This is a genomic window from Streptomyces sp. NPDC093795 (assembly GCF_044764665.1).
Classification (GTDB): domain Bacteria; phylum Actinomycetota; class Actinomycetes; order Streptomycetales; family Streptomycetaceae; genus Streptomyces.
Map to the genome: position 1 here is coordinate 166,895 of NZ_JBIWIO010000010.1, position 22,379 is coordinate 189,273.

The following is a 22,379-nucleotide window of genomic DNA, read 5'->3' on the forward strand; positions in this document are numbered from 1 at the left end:
TCTGTCATGGAACCTGAGAGGTTCACCGAGAGCATCTCGTCGCCGGGAGTTCGGCGCCGGGAGTTCGGCTTGCACCTTGGGTGGGGACACAGCAGGGTGTCCCGCTTTTCAGATCTGCCTCATCCGCGCGGTACGGGGCCTGAGAGATTCAAGGGAGGGTCTTGCTCCTTCGGCGTCCGGACACGCTGGGCGGTCCGGAACTCTCCCGCGCGGATTCGAGCGGCCGGTATGCGATTGTGTGGCGACTGTGCGCGCCTGGCGGGCACATCATTGCACGCGAGCTCGGCGGGGCATATCGCTTGTGTCCCATTACCGTTTCTTTACACTTTGTGGGCAAGGGTCTCCCGAGGCCCGGCAGGGGGAGAAGCGATGAGGATCCAGCACAGCGGCGCGTGCGCGCCGAGTACGGGCATACCGTCCCAGCGAGCCCGCGCCAGGACCCGCGGCCGCGGCCGTCTCCTGCGGGACCTCCGCGAGCGCGGCGGCCGGGGCCCCCGCACCCTCACCTTCGCGGCCGGCGACCTCGTCGTGGTCTCAGGACTGCCCGGCAGCGGCAAGTCGACCCTCATGAGGCGCGCCGCCGCGGGCGCCGGCATCGACTCCCAGGACGCCCGCGAGCGCTGGGAGGCCCGCATGCCCCGCCTCGTGCCGTACGCCCTCTACCGCCCCCTGGTCCGGCTCGCGCACTACGCCGGGCTGCGCCGCGCCCTGCGCTCCGGCACCGGGGTGATCGTGCACGACTGCGGCACCCAGTCCTGGGTGCGCGGCTGGCTCGCCCGCGAGGCCCGTAGGCGCGGCCGTGCCCTGCACCTGCTCCTCCTCGACGTCTCCCCGGACACCGCTCGCGAGGGCCAGCGGACCCGCGGCCGGGGCGTCTCCGCCTATGCCTTCGCCCGGCACCGGCGTGCCGTCGGCCGGCTCGTCGAGGCCGCCGAGTCCGGCCGCCTCCCGCACGGCTGCGCCTCGGCCACCCTGCTCGACCGGGACGCGGCGGACGCCCTGCGGAGGATCGAGTTCCGGGAGACCGCCTGACGGACGCGCCCGACCCGGCGCACTCTCGCTTCCGTACCCTTTTCGCCACGGTGGCGCCGAGGCGGCGTTAGGGTTCTGCCGGGCGGCCGGTGCGGCAGGCCGTGCGAGAAGGGGATACGGGACCGTGGACGTGACGTGGCCGAGCAACGAGCTCGAAGAGGTCCTTGCCGCCTCACTCGGCAACCCGGCGGCCGGCGGCCGCCTGGTCGAGGTGCTCGGGCGCAGCCCCGTCTGGGTCCCGCTGCCCAACGGCGGCGGACCCGAGAGCCCCGACCTCGACCTCGCCACCATGGAGCTCGACGGCGCGGCCTACGTCCCCGTCTTCAGCTCCGAGCAGCAGTTCCTCGCCTGCGTCGGCAGCCACATGTCCTTCGCCGTCGCGCCCGCCCGCGACTTCGCCCGCGGCCTGCCCCCACAGCTCGGCATCGCCGTGAACCCCGGCGGCACCGTCGGCGTCCCGCTGCCCCCGCCCGCCGTCGCCGAACTGTGCCGCGTCGGCCGCACCCCGCTCGACGGGCCCGCCACCGGCGGCCGCGTCCGCCTCTTCGAGCCCGACTGGCAGGACGACCCCGTCGACTTCCTCGCCGCCGCCTCCGCCGAGTTCGAGGCCACCGGCGTCGTGACCAGCGCCCGCCGCGCCCTCGCCAGCGTCGAGGGCACCGAACCCGCCCTCTTCGTCGGCGTCCAGCTCGCCGCCTGGGACGGCGTCGACCGCAACGCGCCCCTGGACGCCCTCGGCCGCGCCCTGGGCCGCGTCGAGGTCGCCTGGCCGGTCAACCTCATCCTGCTCGACATGGCGCAGGACCCGGTCGGCGACTGGATGCTGGAGCGGGTGCGCCCCTTCTACCAGCGCGCCGCCGGGTGACCGGCTCCCCGCTCGGGGCGTGACCGGCGCCCTAAGCTGAACTGAATCATCGGCTGGACGAACGTGGTGAACGGAAGAGGGGCGGGACCCAGGGTGAGCGCGTCAGGCACTGCTGCGGCTGGTCAGGTCGAGCACATGCTGCGCCAGGTGGCACCCGGACGCTACGACGCGTACGAGCAGCTCCTGCACGCCCTCGCCGACGGCGAGCTGTGGATGCTGCTCTGGCACGGCTCTCCCGGCGCGTCCGACGCCCAGTACGGGAACATGGAGGTCGACGGCTTCGGCTACGCGCCCTGCGTGACCTCCGCGCAGGAACTCTCCGCCTCCGGCTGGACCCGCGCCCACGAGCTCGTCACCGGCCGCGAGATCGCCCGCGCCCTCTACCCCGACCGCTGGGGCGTCTGGCTCAATCCGCACGCCCCCGGCGGCGGCGTCGGCATCCCGTGGGCCGACCTGCGCCGGATCGCCACCGGCCTCGACCGGATGCCCGCGGGGCCGCTGCGGGTCACCGAGCCCGCCCTGGAGATCCCGCAGTTCTACGCCCTGCTCACGCAGAACGCGCACCGCACCCCGGCCGTCAGGGCGCTGCGCCGCGGCTGGGTGCAGCCCGCGCTCGGCTCCCCGTACCTCGCCATCGGGCTCGACCTGTACGACACCTCCCCGGCGGCCGTCGACACGGTCCGCGCGATGATGCGCCAGTCGATCGGCGCCGTACCCGACGGGCTGCCCGTCTCGACGGTCGCGCTCTCCGACGCGTACGACCCGGTGGCCCTCTGGCTGCGGGCGAACGGGCGGCCCTTCTACGACCGCGAGGCGCACGCGGGCCGCGGCTCCGCGCCCGTCCCCGGGTACGGCTACCCGCCGCCCGCGCCGTCCGGATACTGAGACGCCCCTCTTCTCGCGTACCGTCCCACCGGCCTCCGGAGTTCGCCCCGGAGGCCGTCGTTCGTCCCAATACCGACGGCGGACCGCCCAGTTGAGGGACATGTCCGATTAGGGGGAAGAGGCCCCGAGATGGTCCGCTCACGTGATCGTGGCGTCCGGATAACGGAAGTCGCAGCACCGCATCACGTTTGAGCAAACATTCCCCGTCAGGGCTGGCGGGTGATCACAAGCGCATTGAAGACTCCCCGGAACACCGGGCGTTCGGCTCCTTTCGAGCCGGTGCCCAGCAGGTTGTTCCACCGAGCCGCTACCCGCGGCGGGCAAGTGGCCGGCTACCGGCGGCCGAGAGGGGTCCTCACCACGATGACGGCACCACTGCACAAGGCGAGTGCGGTCGAGTCGACCGCCACCGCCGACGCCGCGCCCGACGCACCCGGCACTCCGGACAACTCCGGCGCCTCCGGCAAGGCGATCGAGGGCCGCTCGCCCTGGAAGATCGCCTGGACCCGCCTCAAGCGCGACAAACTGGCCCTCGCGGGCGCCTTCGTCGTCCTCTTCCTCGTCCTGGTCGCGGTCTTCGCGCCGGTCATCGTCGGCCTCCTCGGCCACCCGCCGGACGAGTTCCACGAGGACCAGATCGACCCGCTCTTCGGCACCCCCATCGGTTCCTGGGGCGGCGTCAGCTCCGAGTTCCTCTTCGGCGTCGAGCCCGTCAACGGCCGCGACGTCTTCAGCCGGATCGTCTACGGCGCCCGGATCTCGCTGCTCGTCGCCTTCCTGGCGGCTGTCTTCGCCGTCGTCCTCGGCACGATCCTCGGCATCATCGCCGGCTACTTCGGCGGCTGGATCGACGCGGCCCTGAGCCGGGTCATGGACGTGATGCTCGCCTTCCCGCAGCTGCTCTTCACGATCGCCCTGGTCTCCGTCCTGCCGAACGAGCTCCTCGGACTCGACGGCTCGGGCGTCCGTATCGCCGCCCTCGTCGTCGTCATCGGCTTCTTCGGCTGGCCGTACGTGGGCCGCATCGTCCGCGGCCAGACCCTCTCGCTGCGCAACCGCGAGTACGTCGAGGCCGCCCAGAGCCTCGGCGCCGGCCGGCTCTACATCCTGCGCCGGGAGCTGCTGCCCAACCTGATCGCCCCGATCACGGTCTACGCGACCCTCATGATCCCCACCAACATCCTCACCGAAGCGGCGCTCAGCTTCCTCGGCGCGGGTGTGAAGCCTCCGACCGCTTCCTGGGGTCAGATGCTGTCGACGGCCATCACCACCTACGAGGCGGACCCGCTCTTCATGGTGATCCCCGGCCTCGCGATCTTCATCACCGTCCTGGCGTTCAACCTCTTCGGCGACGGCGTGCGTGACGCGCTCGACCCGAAGGGCTCCCGCTGACCGTTCGTCGACGACACGCAAGACCCGCCCCTGCCGCTGGCGACAGGAGGCTCATCCCCACTCGGCGGACCGCCGTATCGGCCGCCACTATCCCGGAGGTTGCGAGACCCATGACTCTGATGAGTTCTCAGAGGCGCAGGATCGCCGCAGGCGCGCTGCTCGCGGCGGCCACGATGGTCGTCACCACCGCCTGCGGCGGCGGCAGCGGCGACAGCGGCGACAAGGGCAAGGGCGGAGCGCCCGGCTTCGACGCCGGTGTGAACAAGGTCGCCAACCCCTCCGACAAGAAGGGCGGCGAGCTGAAGTTCATCGGCTCGCAGGAGGCCGACTCGTGGGACCCGCAGCGCGGCTACTACGGCTTCGTGTGGGACTTCGCCCGCTACTACACCCGCCAGCTGGTCACCTTCAAGGCCGAGCCGGGCGCCGCCTCCACCGAGCTCGTCCCGGACCTCGCGACCGACTCCGGCAAGGTCTCCGCCGACGGCCTCACCTACACCTTCACGCTGAAGGACGGGGTGACCTGGGAGGACGGCAAGCCGATCACCTCCAAGGACATCAAGTACGGCATCGAGCGCATCTGGGCCCAGGACGTCATCTCCGGCGGCCCGATCTACCTCCAGCAGGTCCTCGACCCCAAGGGCGAGTACAAGGGCCCGTACAAGGACACCTCCGCGGACAAGCTCGGCCTGAAGGCGATCGAGACCCCGGACGACAAGACCATCATCTTCAAGCTGCCGGTCGCCAACGGTGACTTCCTGCAGATGCTGGCGATGCCCGCCGCCTCCCCGGTCCGCCAGGACAAGGACACCAAGGCCAAGTACGGCCTGAAGCCCTTCTCCTCCGGCCCGTACAAGTGGGAGTCGTACACCCCGAACAAGTCCATCAAGCTCGTCCGCAACGACAAGTGGGACGCGAAGACGGACACCGTCCGCAAGGCACTCCCGGACAAGGTCAGCGTCACGTTCACCACGAACGCCGACGACATGGACAACCGTCTGATCGAGGGCGAGTACGACCTCGACATCAACGCCACGGGCATCGGCTCCGCCGCCCGCCAGAAGGTGCTCCAGAAGCACAAGGCCAACGTCGACAACCCGCAGACGGGCTTCATCCGCTACGCGGTCTTCCCGCAGACGGTCATCCCCAACATCGAGTGCCGCAAGGCCATCATCTACGCGGCCGACTCCAAGTCCCTCCAGACCGCCCGTGGTGGCCCCCAGGCCGGTGGCGACATCGCCACCAACATGCTGCCGCCGGGCCTCAAGGGCGCCGACGCGAAGGCCGACCCGTACGGCAAGCTGAGCGGCGCGCCGGACGTGGCCAAGGCGAAGGAGGCCCTGAAGAAGTGCGGTAAGCCGAACGGCTTCAAGACCACCATCGCGGTCCGCAACAACAAGAAGATCGAGATCGCGACCGCCGAGTCCCTCCAGCAGTCGCTGCTGAAGGTCGGCATCGACGCCCAGATCGACCAGTTCGACGGCGCCCAGACCTCCGGCATCATCGGTTCGCCGAAGGTCGTCAAGGACAAGGGCTACGGCATCATCATCATGGGCTGGGGCGCCGACTTCCCGACCGGGCAGGGCTTCCTCCAGCCGCTGGTCGACGGCCGCTTCATCCTGCAGAGCGGTAACAACAACTTCTCGGAGCTGAACGACAAGGCCGTCAACGGCCTGTTCGACGCCGCCCTGAAGGAGACCGACCCCGTCAAGGCCGGCGAGCTCTACAAGCAGATCAACACGAAGGTCTCGGAGGCCGCCGTCTACCTGCCCTTCACCCACGAGAAGAACATCATCTGGCGCAGCTCCCGGCTGACCAACGTCTACACGGCCGACGCGTACAACGGCCGTTACGACTACGCGTCGCTCGGCGTCGTCAAGTAATCCGACCCGCTCCACCGGCGCACCACCCGCCGCCAGGTCCGAAGGGCAGGTGATGGCCGAGGGCGGCGGGGGGGGGGGGGCCCGGGGGGGGCCCCCCCCCCCCCCCCCCCCCCCCCCGCGGGGGGGGGGGGGGGGGGGGGGGGGGGGCGGGGCGGGGGGGGGGGGGGGGGGGGGGGGGGTTTTTAATATCCCCCCCCCCCCCCCCCCCCCCCCCCCCCCCGGGGGGGGGGGGGGGGGGGGGGGGGGGGGGGGGGGGGGGGGGGGGGGCCCCGGGGGGGCCCCCCCGCCCCCCGACCGGCCGACCGCATGCTTGCATACATAGTCCGACGGCTCTTCTCAGTCGTCGTGATGCTGCTCGTCGTCACCCTGGTGACGCTCAGCATCTTCTTCCTCATCCCCAAGATGACCGGCAGCGACCCTGCCGCGATGTTCGTCGGCAAGCAGGCGGATCCGGCTTCCATCGAGGCCGTCCGGCAGAAGCTGGGTCTGGACGAGCCGCTCCTGGTTCAGTTCTGGCACTTCGTCTCCGGCATCTTCGTCGGCCGCGACTACACCGGAGGCGGCGACACGATCCACTGTGCCGCGCCCTGCTTCGGCTACTCGTTCCGCACCGAGCAGGACGTCTGGTCGATGCTGGTCGACGCCTTCCCCGTGACCCTCTCCATGGTCATCGGCGCGGCCGCGCTCTGGCTGGTCCTCGGCGTGTCCGCGGGCGTGGTCTCCGCGCTCAAGCGGGGCACGATCATCGACCGCGCGGCGATGATCACCGCGCTCGCCGGTGTCTCGCTGCCCATCTTCTTCACCGCCATGCTGGCGATGCTCGTCTTCCGCACGCAGCTGGAGTGGACGACGGCCTCCTACGTACCGATCACCGAGTCCTTCGGCGGCTGGTTCGGCGGACTGCTGCTGCCCTGGGTCACCCTCGCCTTCCTGTACGCGGCGATGTACGCGCGGCTCACCCGCGCCACCATGCTGGAGGTCCTGGGCGAGGACTACATCCGCACCGCGCGGGCCAAGGGCCTCCCGGAGTCGGTCGTGCTCGGCAAGCACGCCATGCGCTCCACCATGACCCCCATCCTGACCATCTTCGGCATGGACCTCGGCGCCCTCGTCGGCGGCGCGGTCCTGACCGAGACCGCGTTCAGCCTCCACGGCCTCGGCGGCCTCGCCATCAAGGGCGTGAGCGAGCGTGACCTGCCGCTGATCCTGGCCGTCACCCTCATCACCGCCGCCTGCGTCGTCATCGCGAACCTCGTGGTGGACCTGCTGTACGCGGTGATCGACCCCCGAGTGAGGCTCGCATGACGGACAAGCTGACGAAGACCGGCGCGGCGGTGGGAGAACCCGTCGCCACCGGGCAGTCGGCCCGGGGGTCCGCCCCCTCCGACGCCTTCCTCGACGTACGCGACCTGAAGATCCACTTCCCGACCGACGACGGTCTGGTCAAGTCGGTCGACGGGCTCAGCTTCCAGCTGGAGAAGGGCAAGACCCTCGGCATCGTGGGCGAGTCCGGCTCCGGCAAGTCGGTGACCTCGCTCGGCATCATGGGCCTGCACACGGTCGGCCAGTACGGCCGCCAGAAGGCGCAGATCTCCGGCGAGATCTGGCTGGACGGCCGCGAGCTGCTCTCGGCCGACCCCGCCGAGGTCCGTAAGATGCGTGGCCGCGACATGGCCATGATCTTCCAGGACCCGCTGTCCGCGATGCACCCGTACTACACGGTCGGCCACCAGATCGTGGAGGCGTACCGCGTCCACCACCCCGTCGACAAGAAGACGGCACGCAGGCGGGCCGTCGAACTCCTCGACCGGGTCGGCATCCCCGAGCCCGCCAAGCGGTTCGACAACTACCCGCACGAGTTCTCCGGCGGTATGCGCCAGCGCGCGATGATCGCCATGGCGCTCGTCAACAACCCCGCGCTGCTCATCGCGGACGAGCCGACGACGGCGCTCGACGTCACCGTCCAGGCCCAGATCCTCGACCTGATGCGGGACCTCCAGAAGGAGTTCGGCTCCGCGGTCGTCATCATCACCCACGACCTCGGCGTCGTCGCCGAGCTCGCCGACGACATCCTCGTCATGTACGGCGGCCGCTGCGTCGAACGCGGACCGGCCGAGTCCGTCTTCTACGAGCCGCAGCACCCCTACACCTGGGGCCTGCTCGGTTCGATGCCGAGGATCGACCGCGACCAGACCGAGCGGCTCATCCCCGTGAAGGGCAACCCGCCCAGCCTCATCAACATCCCGAGCGGCTGCGCCTTCAACCCCCGCTGCCCGTACGCGGACATCCCCAAGGGCGGGATCACGCGCACCCAGCGGCCGGAGCTGGCGCCGGCCGGGGACCGCCACTTCTCGGCGTGCCACATGCCGCAGGAGGAGCGGACCCGCATCTGGACCGAAGAGATTGCGCCGAAACTGTGAGCGACATGAGCGACATGAGCGGCAACGTGGAACCTCTGCTCAAGGTCACCGGCCTGAAGAAGCACTTCCCCATCAAGAAGGGGCTGCTCCAGCGCCAGACCGGCGCCGTCAAGGCGGTCGACGGGATCGACTTCGAGGTCCTGCCCGGTGAGACCCTCGGCGTCGTCGGCGAGTCCGGCTGCGGCAAGTCCACGATGGGCCGGCTCATCACCCGGCTGCTCGAACCGACCGACGGCACGGTCGAGTTCCAGGGCAAGGACATCTCCCACCTCGGGGTGGCGGGTATGCGTCCGTTCCGCCGGGACATCCAGATGATCTTCCAGGACCCGTACGGGTCGCTGAACCCGCGCCACACGGTCGGCACGATCGTCTCGGCGCCCTTCAAGCTCCAGGGCGTCGAGCCCGAGGGCGGTGTGAAGAAGGAGGTCCAGCGGCTCCTCGGCCTGGTGGGCCTCAACCCCGAGCACTACAACCGCTACCCGCACGAGTTCTCGGGCGGCCAGCGCCAGCGCATCGGCATCGCCCGCGCGCTCGCCCTCAAGCCGAAGCTGGTCGTCGCGGACGAGCCGGTCTCCGCCCTGGACGTCTCCATCCAGGCGCAGGTGGTCAACCTCCTGGACGACCTCCAGCGGGAGCTGGGCCTCACGTACGTGATCATCGCCCACGACCTGTCGGTCATCCGGCACGTCTCGGACCGCATCGCGGTCATGTACCTGGGCAAGATCGTGGAGCTCGCGGACCGCAAGTCCCTGTACGAGAACCCGATGCACCCGTACACCCGGGCCCTGATGTCCGCGGTCCCGATCCCGGACCCGCGCCGGCGGGGCGCCAAGAGCGACCGCATCCTCCTGACCGGCGACGTCCCGTCCCCGATCGCCCCGCCGCCGGGCTGCCGCTTCAACACCCGCTGCTGGAAGGCGACGGACGTCTGCCGCACCCAGGAGCCCCCGCTCGTGGAACTCCGCCCGGGCCAGCGCGTGGCCTGCCACCACCCGGAGAACGCGGAGTCCCTGACGGTGCCGGGGGCGAGGGAGTCGGTAGAACTCACACCGCCGAAGCAGCCGGGGGCGTAGGACACGGGGCCCGGGCCGACACCGCGCCGCGGCCTCGGCCGGGGCGGGGCGACGCCCACGCCCGCCCCGCCCACTCGTTGCGGGCAACTGTCCCGCCGGGACGGTGCCCACCCGCCCGCACCCCGCGTGCGGGCCACTGTCCCGCCGGGGCGGCGCCCACCCCGTTGTGGGCAACTGTTCCGCTGGGGCGGAACGGGTGGGCACAACGGAACGGCGCCCCTTGCCGGGCCTAGGCTTCCGTGCCTGAACCCGCACCCCGTGTGCGCCGCGCTGGGCGTGCGGGTCCGGGCACAAGGGGCGGGGGCGCCGCTGAGGGCGCCGTCCCGTGTGCCCACCCGTCCCGCCCTGCGGGACGATTGCCCACACGGCAGGGGCCGGGGCGCATCCCGCCCCCCCCCCGGGGACCGCGACAATGACCCCGTGCTCCACAACCTGTTCAGCCCCGACGTCCAGCACGCCCTGGACCTCGTCGGCATCTTCGTCTTCGCCATCTCCGGCGCCCTCCTCGCCGTCCGCAAGAACTTCGACGTCTTCGGCATCGCCGTCCTCGCCGAGGTCACCGCCCTCGGCGGCGGCCTCTTCCGCGACCTGATCATCGGCGCCGTACCCCCCGCCGCCTTCACCGATCTCGGCTACTTCCTCATGCCCCTGATCGCGACGGTGCTCGTCTTCTTCCTCCACCCGCAGGTCGAACGCACCCAGCGGGCCGTCAACGTCTTCGACGCCGCCGGCCTCGGCCTCTTCTGCGTGACCGGCACGACGAAGGCGTACGACTACGGCCTCGGCCTCACCTCCTCCGCCGCGCTCGGTCTCGCGACGGCGGTCGGCGGAGGCGTCCTGCGGGACGTGCTCGCCAACGAGGTGCCGTCCCTGCTGCGCTGGGACCGTGACCTGTACGCGGTCCCGGCGATCGTCGGGGCGGTGATGGTGGTGCTCTGCATCCGTTTCGACATGCTCAACCCGTTCACGAGCGGCGCGGCCGCCCTCACCGCCTTCGCGCTCCGACTGCTCGCGCTGCGCTACCACTGGCGGGCGCCCCGCGCCTGGAACAGGCGCTCGTCCGCCCGCGAGGAACCGGAAAAAGCTACCGCTCAGTAGCAAGCTGGGGTACCGTCGAAAACATGAGCACGAGCACCGAGACGAGCACGGCGACGGACCTCGCGACGAGCGAGTTCGACCGCGACACCGCCCTCACCCTCCGCGAGCCCGGCGTGTACGACGCCGAGCTCTCCGCCGGCTGGACGATCATCCACGCGGTCAACGGCGGCTACCTCCTCGCTCTGCTCGGCCGCGCACTCGGCGAGCACCTCCCGCACCCCGACCCCTTCACGATCTCGGCGCACTACCTCACGCCGTCCGTGCCGGGCCCCGCGGTGATCAGGACGGAGACGGTCCGCACGGGCCGGACGCTGTCCACGGGACAGGCCTCGCTCTTCCAGTACGCGGAGGACGGCACCGAGGTCGAGCGGATCAGGGTCCTCGCCTCGTACGGAGACCTCGACGCGCTCCCCGACGACGTCCGCACCACGGCGACGCCGCCGGCGATGGCGCCGATCGAGAACTGCTTCAGCGCCGCCGACAACCCGGCCCCGAGGATCCCCGGCTCCTCCGCCATCGCCGACCGGCTGGACCTCCGCCTCGACCCCGCCTGCGTCGGCTGGGCGCTCGGAGCGCCCTCGGGCAAGGGCGAGATGCGGGCCTGGTTCGGCCTCGCCGACGGCAGGGAGCCCGACGCGCTGTCGCTGCTCCTGACGGTCGACGCGCTGCCGCCGACCTCCTTCGAACTGGGCCTCAAGGGCTGGACCCCGACCGTCGAGCTCACCACCCACATCCGCTGCCGCCCGGCCCCGGGCCCGCTGCGGGTCTCCATCACCACCCGCAACCTCGCGGGCGGCTTCCTGGAGGAGGACGCGGAGATCTGGGACAGCGCCGACCGCCTGGTAGCCCAATCCCGCCAACTGGCCCGCGCACCCCGCACCTGAGGGAAAGACGGGCAGGCCGGCCTCCCGGGCCTGTCGGCCTCCCCCCGGGGACCCGGACACCCCAAGCCAGGCGCCCCTCCCCCCGCCGTAAACCGGCCACCCGCCGGGCCCGACGCCACGGGCTCGTAGAATCGATCCACCATGGCTTACCTCGACCACGCCGCGACCACGCCCATGCTGCCCGAGGCGATCGAGGCGATGACCGCCCAGCTCGCCGTCACGGGCAACGCCTCCTCCCTGCATGCCCCCGGACGGCGGGCCCGGCGGACCGTCGAGGAGGGGCGCGAGACGCTCGCCGCCGCGCTCGGCGCGCGGCCGAGCGAGGTCGTCTTCACCTCCGGCGGCACCGAGGCCGACAACCTCGCGGTGAAGGGCCTCTACTGGGCCCGGCGCGACGCCGACCCCCGCCGTACCCGCGTCCTGGCCAGCCCGGTGGAGCACCACGCCGTGCTCGACGCCGTCGACTGGCTCGCCACCCACGAGGGCGCCACCGTCGAGTACCTCCCTGTCGACCGCCACGGCCGCGTCCACCCCGACGCCCTGCGCGAGGCCATCGCCCGTGACCCCGACTCCGTCGCCCTGGCCACCGTCATGTGGGCGAACAACGAGATCGGCACGGTCATGCCGGTCCGTGAACTCGCCGACGTCGCCGCCGAGTTCGGCGTACCGCTGCACGCCGACGCCGTCCAGGCGGTCGGCCAGGTCCCGGTCGACTTCGCCGCGTCCGGACTCGCCGCGATGACCGTCTCCGGCCACAAGATCGGCGGCCCCTACGGCATCGGCGCCCTGCTCCTGGGCCGCGAGTACACCCCCGTACCCGTGCTGCACGGCGGAGGCCAGGAGCGGCACGTCCGTTCCGGCACCCTCGACGTACCGGCCGTCGCCGCGTTCGCCGTCGCCGCCCGGCTCGCCACCGAGCGGCGCGAGGAGTTCGCCCGCGAGGTCGGCGCGCTGCGCGACGAGCTCGTCACCACCGTCCGTACGGCCGTCCCCGACGCGCTCCTCGGCGGCGACCCCGTCGAGCGGCTCCCCGCCAACGCCCACTTCACCTTCCCCGGCTGCGAGGGCGACTCCCTGCTCCTGCTGCTCGACGCCGCCGGCATCGCCTGCTCCACCGGCTCCGCCTGCACCGCCGGCATCGCCCAGCCGAGCCACGTCCTCCTCGCCACCGGCACCGATCCGGACCTGGCCAGGGGCACCCTGCGCTTCTCCCTGGGCCACACCTCCACCAGGGAGGACGTCGCGGCGGTGGCGGCCGCGATCGGCCCGGCCGTCGAACGCGCGAGGACCGCAGGCCTCACCTGAGGTCTGCCGAACCGCTCACACGAGCTTCTTCGACGCCTCCCGCACCAGCTTCAGATAGCGGTCCCAGTCCCAGTGCGGACCGGGATCGGTGTGGTCCGTGCCCTCGACCTCCACGTGCCCGATGATGTGCTCCCGGTCCACCGGTATCCCGTGCCGCGCGCATATGTCGGCCGTGAGCCGCGCCGACCCCGCGTACATCGCCGCCGTGAAGTCCTGCGGCCGGTCGACGAAGCCCTCGTGCTCGATGCCGATGCTCCGCTCGTTCATGTCGCGGTTCCCGGCGTGGAAGCCGACGTCGAGCTCCCGGATCATCTGCGCCACATGCCCGTCCTTGCGGACGACGTAGTGCGTGGCGGCCCCGTGCCCCGGGTTCTTGAAGACCTTGAGCGCGGTCGCGTAGCTGCCCTGGACGACATGGATCACGACCCGGTCGATCCGGTAGTCGTCGGGCCGGTCGGCCCGCCGCCAGTTCGCCCGCGCCGCCGAGGTCCACTCGGCGGCCCGGTGGTCGAGCTCACCCTCGACCCGCTTCTTCTGCATCCCCGGCAGCCGCCACCACGCGCGCGCCAGCTCGTCCCCGGCCAGCGCCGCCGTGCCCAGCACGGCGACCCCGCCCCCGAGCAGGACGGCGCGCCGCCCCACCTTCTTGTTCGGCTTGCTCCCCATGCCACCGAGAACGCTTACTACCGCGACCGTGGTTCCCGCCGACCCGTACCCTGGTAGGGCTATGACTCAGACTCCGCCCCCGCGCCCCCTTCGCGTCCTCGCCGCCATGTCGGGCGGCGTGGACTCCGCCGTCGCCGCCGCCCGTGCCGCCGAAGCCGGTCACGACGTCACCGGCGTGCACCTCGCCCTCTCCGCGAACCCGCAGTCCTTCCGTACGGGCGCGCGTGGCTGCTGCACGATCGAGGACTCCCGGGACGCCCGCCGGGCCGCCGACGTCATCGGTATCCCGTTCTACGTGTGGGACCTCGCCGAGCGGTTCCGTGAGGACGTCGTCGACGACTTCGTCGCGGAGTACGAGGCCGGCCGCACCCCCAACCCGTGCCTGCGCTGCAACGAGAAGATCAAGTTCGCGGCGCTGCTCGACAAGGCGCTCGCCCTCGGCTTCGACGCGGTCTGCACCGGCCATTACGCGACGGTCGTCCTGAACGAGGACGGCACCCGGGAGCTGCACCGGGCCTCCGACATGGCCAAGGACCAGTCGTACGTCCTCGGGGTCCTGGACGAGAAGCAGCTCGCGCACGCCATGTTCCCGCTGGGCGACACCCTCACCACCAAGGACGAGATCCGGGCGGAGGCCGAGCGGCGCGGGCTCGCGGTCGCGAAGAAGCCCGACAGCCACGACATCTGCTTCATCGCCGACGGCGACACCCAGGGCTTCCTCGCCTCCCGTCTGGGCAAGGCGGACGGCGACATCGTCGACGAGGCGGGTACGAAGGTCGGCACCCACGAGGGCGCGTACGGCTTCACCATCGGCCAGCGCAAGGGCCTCCGGATCGGCCACCCGGCCGCGGACGGCAAGCCCCGCTACGTCCTGGACATCTCGCCCGTGAACAACACGGTCACGGTGGGCCCCGTCGAGGCCCTGGACGTCACGGCCCTGACCGCGATCAAGCCCCGCTGGTGCGGCACCGCCCCGGAGGGCTCCGGCCGCTACACCGCCCAGCTCCGCGCCCACGGCGGCGAGACCGAGGTGACGGCGTCCCTGGCGGACGGCGAGCTCACGGTCACCTTCGACGAACCGGTCAGGGGCGTGGCCCCAGGCCAGGCGATCGTCCTGTACGACGGCACGCGCGTGGTGGGCTCGGCCACGATCGCGACGACCCGCCGCACGGAGGCCACGGCGGAGGCCACGGCGTAAGCCGCACGCCTCCTCAAGCCGCCTCCACGGTCTCCCGGTCCTCGGACAGGAACTCCTCCAGGACCGGGGCGAGCACATGCGGGGCCACCTCGTGCGTCTGGCCCGTCAGGGTGCGGTGGCGGGCGCGGGGGAGGGCCGCCGCCAGGGCGCGGGCCGCTCGACGGGTCCCCGCCGGGCTCGCGCCCCCGTCGACCACCAGTACGCGCGCGTGGACCCGGACGAGGAGCCGCTCCGGGACCGTTTCCACGGAGTACGGCGGCTCGTACACCGACAGGTGCCCCACCGGCAGCCCGGCGGCCACGGCGGCGAGCGCGAGTACGCCCCCGGTGCCCGTCCCGTACAGGGCCACACCGTCATGCGGGGCGCCACCGGCCCCCGCCTCCGCGACCACCGCCGCCAGATCCTCGATCTCCCGCTCCACCGCGTACGGCCCGGTGTCGCCGCTTCCGCCCCGGCCCCTGCGGTCGTACGCCACCACGGAGAAGCCCCGGGCGAGCAGCAGGCCGAGCGGCCGCTCGGTCGCGGCCGTCCCCAGGGCGCCGCTCACCAGGACGATCGGCGGCCCGTCCCCGTACCTCTCGTACGCGATCGGCGTCCCGTCCCGTGACGTGACCCGTCCCCGGCCCCTGCTCAGCGCGGTCTCCACCTCGTCCATGGCAGTGCAGACCGGGCCCGTCGCCGGAACTCATCGCGGGGCGACGGGATTTCCGTAAGAATCTTGGAAGCCGCTGGTCAGGGCCTACGGTGGAGCGCATGAACATCTGCGTCTTCCTCTCGGCGGCCGACCTCGACGAGCGCTACACGGCCCCCGCCCGCGACTTCGCCCGTCTCCTCGGCAAGGCCGGCCACACCTTGGTCTGGGGCGGCTCCGACACCGGCCTGATGAAGGTCGTCGCGGACGGCGTCGAGGAGGCCGGCGGCCGACTCGTCGGCGTCTCCGTCGACTTCCTCGCCCACAAGGCCCGCCCGAACGCCGACGAGATGGTCGTCACCAAGGACCTGGCCGCACGCAAGGCGCTCCTCCTCGCCAAGTCCGACGCGATCGTGATCATGGTCGGCGGCACCGGCACCCTCGACGAGGCCACCGAGATCCTGGAACTGAAGAAGCACGGCAGGCACACCAAGCCGGTGGTCCTGCTGAACACGGCCGGCTTCTACGACGGCCTGAAGACCCAGTTCCGCCGCATGAACGAGGAGGGCTTCCTCCCCCTCCCCCTCACCGACCTCGTCTTCTTCGCGGACGACGCCGCGACGGCCCTCGCCCATCTGGAGGAGAACATCGGCTCCCGCTGATGCGAGCATGGCTCCCATGCCTACACATGTGATCACCGGCGCCGGTTCCGGCATCGGCGCGGCCGTCGCGCGCCGCCTCCACGCGCGCGGGGACGAGCTCGTACTGCACGCGCGCGACGCGGGGCGGGCCAAGGAGCTCGCCGCGGAGTTCCCGGGGGCCCGGACGCTCGTCGGGGACCTGGCGGACCCGGACCGGCTCTCCTGGGCGTTCTCGCACCAGAGCATGCCCGAGCGGGTGGACAGCCTGCTGCACATCGCGGGCGTCGTCGACCTCGGACCGGTCGGGGACCTCACCCCGAAGACCTGGCACCACCAGCTGAACGTCAACCTGGTCGCCCCGGCCGAACTGACCCGGCACCTCCTGCCCCAGCTGCGGGTCTCGCAGGGCCACGTCGTCTTCGTGAACTCGGGCGCCGGGCTCGCCGCGCACGCCGAGTGGGGCGCGTACGCCGCCTCCAAGCACGGGCTCAAGGCGCTCGCCGACTCCCTGCGCCACGAGGAGCACGCCCACGGGGTCCGGGTGACCTCGGTCTACCCCGGCCGCACCGCCAGTCCCATGCAGGCGAAGGTGCACCAGCAGGAGGGCAAGGAGTACGACCCGTCGCGGTGGATCGACCCCGAGTCGGTGGCGACGGCGATCCTCACGGCGATCGATCTGCCGCGCGACGCCGAGATCAACGACCTCACCGTCCGTCCGGGGCGGTAGACATGAGCGACACGAAGCTCTGGGGCCCCGCCACCGGCGTCGGTTCCCTGCCCGGCGGCGACGCCCGTGAGGCCGCAAGGGCCGCCACCGGTTCCTTCGAGGACTTCCCGTTCCTGGCCGAGCTGCCCGCCAGGGGCCCCGGCGCCGACATGATCGGCCGGACGCTCGGGATGCTCGTCGACCTGTACGCGCACGTGGAGCCGAGCGGCTGGCGGATCAGCGACCGGCCCGGCCGGGACACCAAGCGGGCCCGCTCCTGGATGGGCGAGGACCTGGACGCCCTCGAGGAGTTCACCCAGGGGTACGAGGGGCCGGTCAAGGTGCAGGCCGTCGGCCCGTGGACGCTCGCCGGCGCCCTGGAGCTGCGCGGCGGCGAGGCGGCGCTCGGGGACCCGGGCGCCTGCCGTGACCTGGTCGGCTCGCTCGCCGAGGGGCTCCACGGGCACCTCGCGGAGGTGCGCAAGCGGATTCCGGGGGCCCGGGTCGTCCTCCAGCTCGACGAGCCCTCGCTCACCGCGGTCCTGCGCGGCCATGTCCGTACCGCCAGCGGCTACCGCACCTACCGGGCCGTCGACCGGCAGGTCGTCGAGAGCGCCCTGCGGGAGGTGATCGCGGTCCACGACGGGCCGGTGGTCGTCCACTCCTGTGCCCCGGACGTCCCGTTCGCGCTGCTGCGCAGGGCGGGAGTCGCCGGCGTCTCGTTCGACTTCGGGCTGCTCACCGAGCGTGACGAGGAGTCGATCGGTGAGGCCGTGGAGGCCGGCACCAAGCTCTTCGCCGGTGTGGTGGCGTCCACTGACGGCCCGTTGTCAGACCCGGGCGGTAGCGTCATGGGTGTCAGGACGTTGTGGCGCAGGCTGGGGCTGAATCCGGGGACTCTCGCGGAGTCCGTGGTCGTCACTCCCACGTGCGGGCTGGCGGGCGCTTCGCCCGCCTACGCCCGCGCGGCGCTCGCCCACTGCGTCCGGGCGGCGAGATCGCTCGCGGACAACCCAGAGTGACCGGGTTCAGAGGCACGGGAGGACGGACGAAGGTGGCAGTCGAACAGGGGGCCCTGCCCGCCGAGGCACGGGAGAAGCACGCCGATCTGGCCGAGCGGGTCGAGGAGCACCGCTTCCGGTACTACGTGAAGGACCAGCCGGTCATCAGCGACGGCGAGTTCGACACGCTCCTGCGCGCCCTGGAGGCGCTGGAGGAGGAGTACCCGGAGCTGCGGACGCCGGACTCCCCGACCCAGAAGGTTGCGGGACAGTACGAGACCGAGTTCACCTCCGTCCAGCACCGCGAGCGGATGCTCTCCCTCGACAATGCCTTCGACGACGAGGAGTTGGCCGCCTGGGCCGAGCGGATCGCCCGGGACGTCGGCACCCCCGACTTCCACTACCTGTGCGAGCTGAAGGTCGACGGCCTCGCGGTCAACCTCACGTACGAGCACGGGCGGCTGGTCCGGGCCGCCACCCGCGGTGACGGGCGCTCCGGCGAGGACATCACGCCCAACGTCCGGACGATCGCCGACATCCCGGACCGGCTGACCGGGGAGCGCGTACCGGACCTCGTGGAGATTCGCGGCGAGGTCTACTTCCCGATGGAGGCCTTCGAAGGGCTCAACGCCCGTCTGGTGGAGGCCGGCGACAAGCCCTTCGCCAACCCGAGGAACGCGGCGGCGGGTTCGCTCCGCCAGAAGGACCCCAAGGTCACCGCCTCCCGCCCGCTCCACATGGTGGTGCACGGCATCGGCGCCCGCGAGGGCTTCGAGATCGGCCTGCTCTCGGAGACGTACGAGCTGCTGCGCTCCTGGGGCCTGCCCACCGCCCGGCACAACAAGGTGGTCGGTTCGCTCGACGAGGTGCGGGAGTTCATCACGTACTTCGGGGAGAACCGTCACTCCGTGGAGCACGAGATCGACGGGGTCGTCGTCAAGCTCGACGAGATCCCGCTCCAGGGCCGGCTCGGCTCCACCGCGCGCGCCCCGCGCTGGGCCATCGCCTGGAAGTACGCGCCGGAGGAGGTCAACACCAAGCTGCTCGACATCAAGGTCGGCGTCGGCAGGACCGGTCGCGTCACGCCGTACGCGCAGGTGGAGCCGGTGACCGTGGCCGGCTCGGAGGTCGAGTTCGCCACCCTCCACAACCAGGAGGTGGTGAAGGCCAAGGGCGTGCTGATCGGCGACACGGTCGTGCTGCGCAAGGCCGGTGACGTCATCCCGGAGATCCTCGGGCCGGTCGCCGACCTGCGCGACGGCACCGAGCGGGAGTTCGTGATGCCCGCCGAGTGCCCGGAATGCGGCACGGCGCTGAAGCCGATGAAGGAGGGCGACATCGACCTCCGCTGCCCGAACGCCCGGACCTGCCCGGCCCAGCTGCGCGAGCGGCTCTTCTTCCTCGCCGGGCGTCAGTGCCTGGACATCGAGAACTTCGGGATGGTGGCCGCGGCGGCGCTGACCCGCCCCCTTGAGCCGTCCGAGCCCCCGCTCGTCGACGAGGGCGACCTCTTCGACCTCACCATCGAGCGGCTTCTCCCGATCAGGGCGTACGTCCTCGACCCGAGCAGCGGGCTGCCCAAGCGGGACCCCAAGACCGGCGAGGAGAAGATCGTCACGGTCTTCGCCAACCAGAAGGGCGAGCCGAAGAAGAACGCCCTGGCGATGCTGGAGAACATCGCGGCGGCCAAGGAGCGCCCGCTGGCCCGCTTCATCAACGGCCTGTCGATCCGGCACGTGGGGCCGGTCGCGGCCGAGGCGCTGGCCCGTGAGTTCCGCTCCCTGGAGCGGATCGAGCAGGCGAGCGAGGAGGAGCTGGCGGCCGTCGACGGGGTCGGCGGGATCATCGCGGCCGCGGTGAAGCAGTGGTTCTCCGAGGAATGGCACCGGGAGATCGTGCGCAAGTGGCGTGCGGCCGGGGTCAGCCTGGAGGACGAGGGCGCCGGGGAGGACGTGGGGCCGCGTCCGCTGGAAGGTCTCACGGTGGTGGTGACCGGCACCCTGGAGAAGTTCACCAGGGATGGCGCAAAAGAGTCCCTTCAGCGGCTCGGAGCGAAGGTGACCGGTTCCGTTTCGAAGAAGACCGCCTTCGTGGTGGTCGGTGAGAACCCTGGTTCGAAGTACGACAAGGCGATGCAGCTGAAGGTTCCGGTTCTGGACGAGGACGGCTTCGCGGTCCTGCTCGAACAGGGACCCGAAGCCGCCCGGGAGGCCGCTGTCCCGGTCGCCGGGTAGGACCCCGGACCGCCCGCGAAGGTCACCCGTTCGGCGCATACCAGATCGTTACGGGTGGCCAGGTCGCATTCGGGCAAGACAAGGAGAGCGCTGCCCGTCGAAGCCCTCGGCGGCCTAGTGTGGTGACCGTGCGTCTCGTCCTGCGCGGCCGTCCGAGGGCCCTGCCGGTCGTGGCGCCAGGACACCGGCCCCGTCGACAGGACGAAGGCCACGTCGACACCAGACACGACCGCCCGACGGCGGCCGTGCGACGGACGGCCGGACGACGGACGGCCGCGCCACCGCGGCCGTCGCACACCGACGGCACCGCCGCCTGTGAGAGGGACGGGAATGGAACCGACCGAGAGCGCCGCCCCGGTCCCACGGCCACACGGCCGTGCGGTCCCCCTGGGCTTCACCTCCCGGCTGCCCGCAGCCGTGGTGGGCATCGCCGCCGTCGTGCTCGTCGCCGGGCTCCAGCAAGCCCTGAGCACCGGCCGCGGACTCTTCCCCGGCGGCGTCACCGGCGGGGCCCTCGCCGTCCTCACCGGCCTCATCGTCGGCCACCTGGTCGCCCTCGGCCGCGACCGCTGGTGGGGCGGCACCGGCTCCGGCGCCGCCCTCACCCTCGCCGTGCTGCTCCTGTACGGCTGGGTGCCCGCCGGGCTCGTCTCGCTGACCGTCGTCGCCCTCGTCGGCGCCGCCCGCCGGCACCGCTGGCGGCAGGGCCTGCTGCACGGCGCCGCCGACGTCATCGGAGTCGCCGCCGCCGCCCTCGTCCTCGCCCTCTTCGGAGACGTACCGACCGTCGAACAGCCCTGGCAACCCCTCGACTGGACGATCGGGGACCTCCCGGAAGTCGTGCTCGCCGCGGCCGCCTATCTCGTGGTGACCCGCATCCTTCTGTGGTACACGCTCGCCCCCCAGGGCCGCGGCCTGCCCACGATCGCCCGCACCGCCCTCCTCCGGCAGGGCCTCGTCGCCGTCGCCCTGCTCGGCATCGCCCCGCTGATCTGCGTCGTCGCCGCCACCCGGCCGGTCCTGCTGCCGCTCTTCGCCGTCCCCCTCATCGCCCTCGACTCCACCCTCTGGATCGCCCGCGCCCGCGCCGAGGAGCAGCTGCGCGACCCGCTGACCGGGCTCCCCAACCGCCAGTGGCTCCTGGAGCGGGCCTGGACCGCCCTGGAGGAGGCCGAGGGAGAGGGGGCCCGCGCCGCCCTCGTCCTGATCGACCTCGACCGCTTCCGATCGGTCAACGACACCCTCGGTCACCTCGCGGGCGACCGGCTGCTCCTCCAGATCGCCGACCGGCTCCGCCTCGCCCTGCCCCGCGGCGCCGAGGCCGCCCGGCTCGGCGGCGACGAGTTCGCCGTCCTGCTGCCCATCGCCGACTCCACCACCAGCGCCCAGCGGGTCGCCCGGCACCTCGTCGCCGAACTCTCCTCGCCGCTCGACCTCGACGGACTCACCCTCGTCCTGGAGGCCAGCGCCGGCGTCGCCGTCTTCCCCGACCACGCCCTCGACGCCGAAGGCCTGCTGCGCCGCGCCGACGTCGCCATGTACCAGGCCAAGCGGGACCGCACCGGCGTCGAGGTCTACGAGTCCAAGCGCGACTCCAACACGCCCGACCGGCTCGGTCTCCTCGGCGACCTGCGCCGCGCCCTCGACGCCGGCGACGTCGAACTCCACTACCAGCCCAAGGTCCAGTTCGACGGCCAGGTCGCCGGCCTCGAAGCGCTCGTCCGCTGGGTGCACCCCGAGCGCGGAAAGGTCCCGCCGGACGAGTTCATCGCCATCGCCGAGTCCTCCGGCCTGATGCCCCACCTCACCGAGTACGTCCTGGAGACCGCCCTCGCCCAGGTCGCCCGCTGGCGCGCCCAGGGCCTCGACGTCCCCGTCGCCGTCAACGTCTCGCCGCGCGACGTGCACACCCCCGGCTTCGCGGGCGCCGTCGCCGCCCGCCTCGCCCGCCACGGCGTCCCGGCCGGAGCGCTCCAACTGGAGATAACGGAGCACGTCCTCCTGGAGGACCCGCAGCGGGCCGCCGACACGCTCAACGGCCTCACCGGCCACGGCGTCAAGATGTCCCTCGACGACTTCGGCACCGGCTACTCCTCCCTCGTCCATCTGCGCCGGCTGCCCGTCAGCGAACTGAAGATCGACCGCTCCTTCGTCGCCCGGCTCGCCGTCGACACCGAGGACGCCGAGATCGTCCGCTGCACGGTCGACCTCGCCCACTCCCTCGGCCTCCTCGTCGTCGCCGAGGGCGTGGAGGACGACGAGACCTGGGAGCGCCTGCGCGACCTGGGCTGCGACGCCGTCCAGGGCTGGCTGGTGGCCGCCGCGATGCCGCCCGCCGAGGCGACCGCCTGGCTCCTGGCCCGCGGCGAGCACGGCTGGCGCCGCCCCGCCGACCTCGCGGCCGAACTGGACCTGGACCACCCCTCAGGACAGGTCGTCCAGTAGCGCGCGCCGGACGCCGGGCAAAC

General features: G+C 72.0%; 19 protein-coding genes and 1 riboswitch. Of the genes, 17 read left to right on the forward strand and 2 right to left on the reverse strand.

What is annotated here, in order from left to right; translation table 11 throughout:
- Positions 1 to 118: 118 nt before the first annotated feature.
- Positions 119 to 218: riboswitch (glycine riboswitch) on the reverse strand.
- A gap of 151 nt (positions 219 to 369) precedes the next feature.
- From ACIRB7_RS25860 to ACIRB7_RS25910, 11 genes are all read left to right on the forward strand, one after another.
- Complete coding sequence (locus ACIRB7_RS25860) at positions 370 to 1,032, forward strand: AAA family ATPase (RefSeq protein ID WP_403603010.1); 663 nt, start codon at positions 370 to 372, stop codon at positions 1,030 to 1,032.
- A gap of 124 nt (positions 1,033 to 1,156) precedes the next feature.
- Positions 1,157 to 1,897, forward strand: coding sequence for an enhanced serine sensitivity protein SseB (locus tag ACIRB7_RS25865; RefSeq protein WP_403603012.1), 741 nt, complete (start codon positions 1,157 to 1,159; stop codon positions 1,895 to 1,897).
- Between the two features lie 93 nt (positions 1,898 to 1,990).
- Positions 1,991 to 2,782 carry an enhanced serine sensitivity protein SseB C-terminal domain-containing protein gene (locus ACIRB7_RS25870; RefSeq protein ID WP_351215116.1) on the forward strand — a complete coding sequence of 264 codons (792 nt, stop codon included), beginning with the start codon at positions 1,991 to 1,993 and terminating at the stop codon, positions 2,780 to 2,782.
- Positions 2,783 to 3,145: 363 nt separating this feature from the next.
- A complete protein-coding gene (locus ACIRB7_RS25875; protein ID WP_403603014.1) occupies positions 3,146 to 4,174 on the forward strand; it encodes an ABC transporter permease in 1,029 nt (342 codons plus the stop codon).
- 110 nt (positions 4,175 to 4,284) lie between these two features.
- The gene (locus ACIRB7_RS25880; RefSeq protein ID WP_403603016.1) at positions 4,285 to 6,054 is read left to right on the forward strand and encodes an ABC transporter substrate-binding protein; all 1,770 of its coding nucleotides are present in this window, start codon (positions 4,285 to 4,287) and stop codon (positions 6,052 to 6,054) included.
- A gap of 306 nt (positions 6,055 to 6,360) precedes the next feature.
- On the forward strand, positions 6,361 to 7,359 hold the full coding sequence (locus ACIRB7_RS25885; protein WP_403603018.1) for an ABC transporter permease: 999 nt from the start codon (positions 6,361 to 6,363) through the stop codon (positions 7,357 to 7,359).
- Positions 7,356 to 8,474, forward strand: coding sequence for an ABC transporter ATP-binding protein (locus ACIRB7_RS25890; protein ID WP_403603020.1), 1,119 nt, complete (start codon positions 7,356 to 7,358; stop codon positions 8,472 to 8,474). Before ACIRB7_RS25885 ends, ACIRB7_RS25890 begins: the two co-directional genes overlap by 4 nt.
- Positions 8,475 to 8,488: 14 nt before the next feature.
- Positions 8,489 to 9,547 carry an ABC transporter ATP-binding protein gene (locus ACIRB7_RS25895; protein WP_403603267.1) on the forward strand — a complete coding sequence of 353 codons (1,059 nt, stop codon included), beginning with the start codon at positions 8,489 to 8,491 and terminating at the stop codon, positions 9,545 to 9,547.
- A gap of 420 nt (positions 9,548 to 9,967) precedes the next feature.
- Positions 9,968 to 10,645, forward strand: a complete 678-nt coding sequence (locus tag ACIRB7_RS25900; protein WP_403603022.1) for a trimeric intracellular cation channel family protein — start codon at positions 9,968 to 9,970, stop codon at positions 10,643 to 10,645.
- A gap of 23 nt (positions 10,646 to 10,668) precedes the next feature.
- Positions 10,669 to 11,529 (forward strand): thioesterase family protein, encoded by an 861-nt coding sequence (locus ACIRB7_RS25905; RefSeq protein ID WP_403603024.1) that lies wholly within the window; start codon positions 10,669 to 10,671, stop codon positions 11,527 to 11,529.
- Between the two features lie 141 nt (positions 11,530 to 11,670).
- Positions 11,671 to 12,834 (forward strand): cysteine desulfurase family protein, encoded by a 1,164-nt coding sequence (locus ACIRB7_RS25910; protein WP_403603026.1) that lies wholly within the window; start codon positions 11,671 to 11,673, stop codon positions 12,832 to 12,834.
- Between the two features lie 15 nt (positions 12,835 to 12,849).
- Here the strand turns inward: ACIRB7_RS25910 and ACIRB7_RS25915 are convergent, their stop codons facing one another.
- The gene (locus ACIRB7_RS25915) at positions 12,850 to 13,500 is read right to left on the reverse strand and encodes an N-acetylmuramoyl-L-alanine amidase (RefSeq protein WP_403603028.1); all 651 of its coding nucleotides are present in this window, start codon (positions 13,498 to 13,500) and stop codon (positions 12,850 to 12,852) included.
- Positions 13,501 to 13,561: 61 nt separating this feature from the next.
- Here ACIRB7_RS25915 and mnmA point away from each other — a divergent pair, with 61 nt between their 5' ends.
- Positions 13,562 to 14,698 carry a tRNA 2-thiouridine(34) synthase MnmA gene (gene mnmA, locus ACIRB7_RS25920; protein WP_403603030.1) on the forward strand — a complete coding sequence of 379 codons (1,137 nt, stop codon included), beginning with the start codon at positions 13,562 to 13,564 and terminating at the stop codon, positions 14,696 to 14,698.
- 13 nt (positions 14,699 to 14,711) lie between these two features.
- Here the strand turns inward: mnmA and ACIRB7_RS25925 are convergent, their stop codons facing one another.
- Positions 14,712 to 15,353 carry an alpha/beta fold hydrolase gene (locus tag ACIRB7_RS25925; protein ID WP_403603032.1) on the reverse strand — a complete coding sequence of 214 codons (642 nt, stop codon included), beginning with the start codon at positions 15,351 to 15,353 and terminating at the stop codon, positions 14,712 to 14,714.
- A gap of 98 nt (positions 15,354 to 15,451) precedes the next feature.
- Here ACIRB7_RS25925 and ACIRB7_RS25930 point away from each other — a divergent pair, with 98 nt between their 5' ends.
- From ACIRB7_RS25930 to ACIRB7_RS25950, 5 genes are all read left to right on the forward strand, one after another.
- Positions 15,452 to 15,991 carry a TIGR00730 family Rossman fold protein gene (locus tag ACIRB7_RS25930; RefSeq protein ID WP_403603034.1) on the forward strand — a complete coding sequence of 180 codons (540 nt, stop codon included), beginning with the start codon at positions 15,452 to 15,454 and terminating at the stop codon, positions 15,989 to 15,991.
- A gap of 7 nt (positions 15,992 to 15,998) precedes the next feature.
- Positions 15,999 to 16,697, forward strand: coding sequence for an SDR family oxidoreductase (locus ACIRB7_RS25935; RefSeq protein ID WP_403603036.1), 699 nt, complete (start codon positions 15,999 to 16,001; stop codon positions 16,695 to 16,697).
- A 2-nt stretch (positions 16,698 to 16,699) separates the two neighbouring features.
- The gene (locus tag ACIRB7_RS25940; RefSeq protein WP_403603038.1) at positions 16,700 to 17,698 is read left to right on the forward strand and encodes a methionine synthase; all 999 of its coding nucleotides are present in this window, start codon (positions 16,700 to 16,702) and stop codon (positions 17,696 to 17,698) included.
- A 32-nt stretch (positions 17,699 to 17,730) separates the two neighbouring features.
- Positions 17,731 to 19,911, forward strand: coding sequence for an NAD-dependent DNA ligase LigA (gene ligA / locus ACIRB7_RS25945; RefSeq protein ID WP_403603040.1), 2,181 nt, complete (start codon positions 17,731 to 17,733; stop codon positions 19,909 to 19,911).
- Between the two features lie 330 nt (positions 19,912 to 20,241).
- The gene (locus ACIRB7_RS25950; protein ID WP_403603042.1) at positions 20,242 to 22,356 is read left to right on the forward strand and encodes a putative bifunctional diguanylate cyclase/phosphodiesterase; all 2,115 of its coding nucleotides are present in this window, start codon (positions 20,242 to 20,244) and stop codon (positions 22,354 to 22,356) included.
- Positions 22,357 to 22,379 lie beyond the last annotated feature (23 nt).

Excerpts from the sequence above, each read along its gene's own strand:
- ACIRB7_RS25860 (WP_403603010.1), top strand. The coding sequence starts at position 370 with ATGAGGATCCAGCACAGCGGCGCGTGCGCGCCGAGTACGGGCATACCG.
- ACIRB7_RS25875 (WP_403603014.1), top strand. The coding sequence starts at position 3,146 with ATGACGGCACCACTGCACAAGGCGAGTGCGGTCGAGTCGACCGCCACC.
- ACIRB7_RS25880 (WP_403603016.1), top strand. The coding sequence starts at position 4,285 with ATGACTCTGATGAGTTCTCAGAGGCGCAGGATCGCCGCAGGCGCGCTG.
- ACIRB7_RS25885 (WP_403603018.1), top strand. The coding sequence starts at position 6,361 with ATGCTTGCATACATAGTCCGACGGCTCTTCTCAGTCGTCGTGATGCTG.
- ACIRB7_RS25890 (WP_403603020.1), top strand. The coding sequence starts at position 7,356 with ATGACGGACAAGCTGACGAAGACCGGCGCGGCGGTGGGAGAACCCGTC.
- ACIRB7_RS25895 (WP_403603267.1), top strand. The coding sequence starts at position 8,489 with ATGAGCGGCAACGTGGAACCTCTGCTCAAGGTCACCGGCCTGAAGAAG.
- ACIRB7_RS25905 (WP_403603024.1), top strand. The coding sequence starts at position 10,669 with ATGAGCACGAGCACCGAGACGAGCACGGCGACGGACCTCGCGACGAGC.
- ACIRB7_RS25910 (WP_403603026.1), top strand. The coding sequence starts at position 11,671 with ATGGCTTACCTCGACCACGCCGCGACCACGCCCATGCTGCCCGAGGCG.
- ACIRB7_RS25915 (WP_403603028.1), bottom strand. The coding sequence starts at position 13,500 with ATGGGGAGCAAGCCGAACAAGAAGGTGGGGCGGCGCGCCGTCCTGCTC.
- mnmA (WP_403603030.1), top strand. The coding sequence starts at position 13,562 with ATGACTCAGACTCCGCCCCCGCGCCCCCTTCGCGTCCTCGCCGCCATG.
- ACIRB7_RS25925 (WP_403603032.1), bottom strand. The coding sequence starts at position 15,353 with ATGGACGAGGTGGAGACCGCGCTGAGCAGGGGCCGGGGACGGGTCACG.
- ACIRB7_RS25930 (WP_403603034.1), top strand. The coding sequence starts at position 15,452 with ATGAACATCTGCGTCTTCCTCTCGGCGGCCGACCTCGACGAGCGCTAC.
- ACIRB7_RS25935 (WP_403603036.1), top strand. The coding sequence starts at position 15,999 with ATGGCTCCCATGCCTACACATGTGATCACCGGCGCCGGTTCCGGCATC.
- ACIRB7_RS25940 (WP_403603038.1), top strand. The coding sequence starts at position 16,700 with ATGAGCGACACGAAGCTCTGGGGCCCCGCCACCGGCGTCGGTTCCCTG.
- ACIRB7_RS25950 (WP_403603042.1), top strand. The coding sequence starts at position 20,242 with ATGGAACCGACCGAGAGCGCCGCCCCGGTCCCACGGCCACACGGCCGT.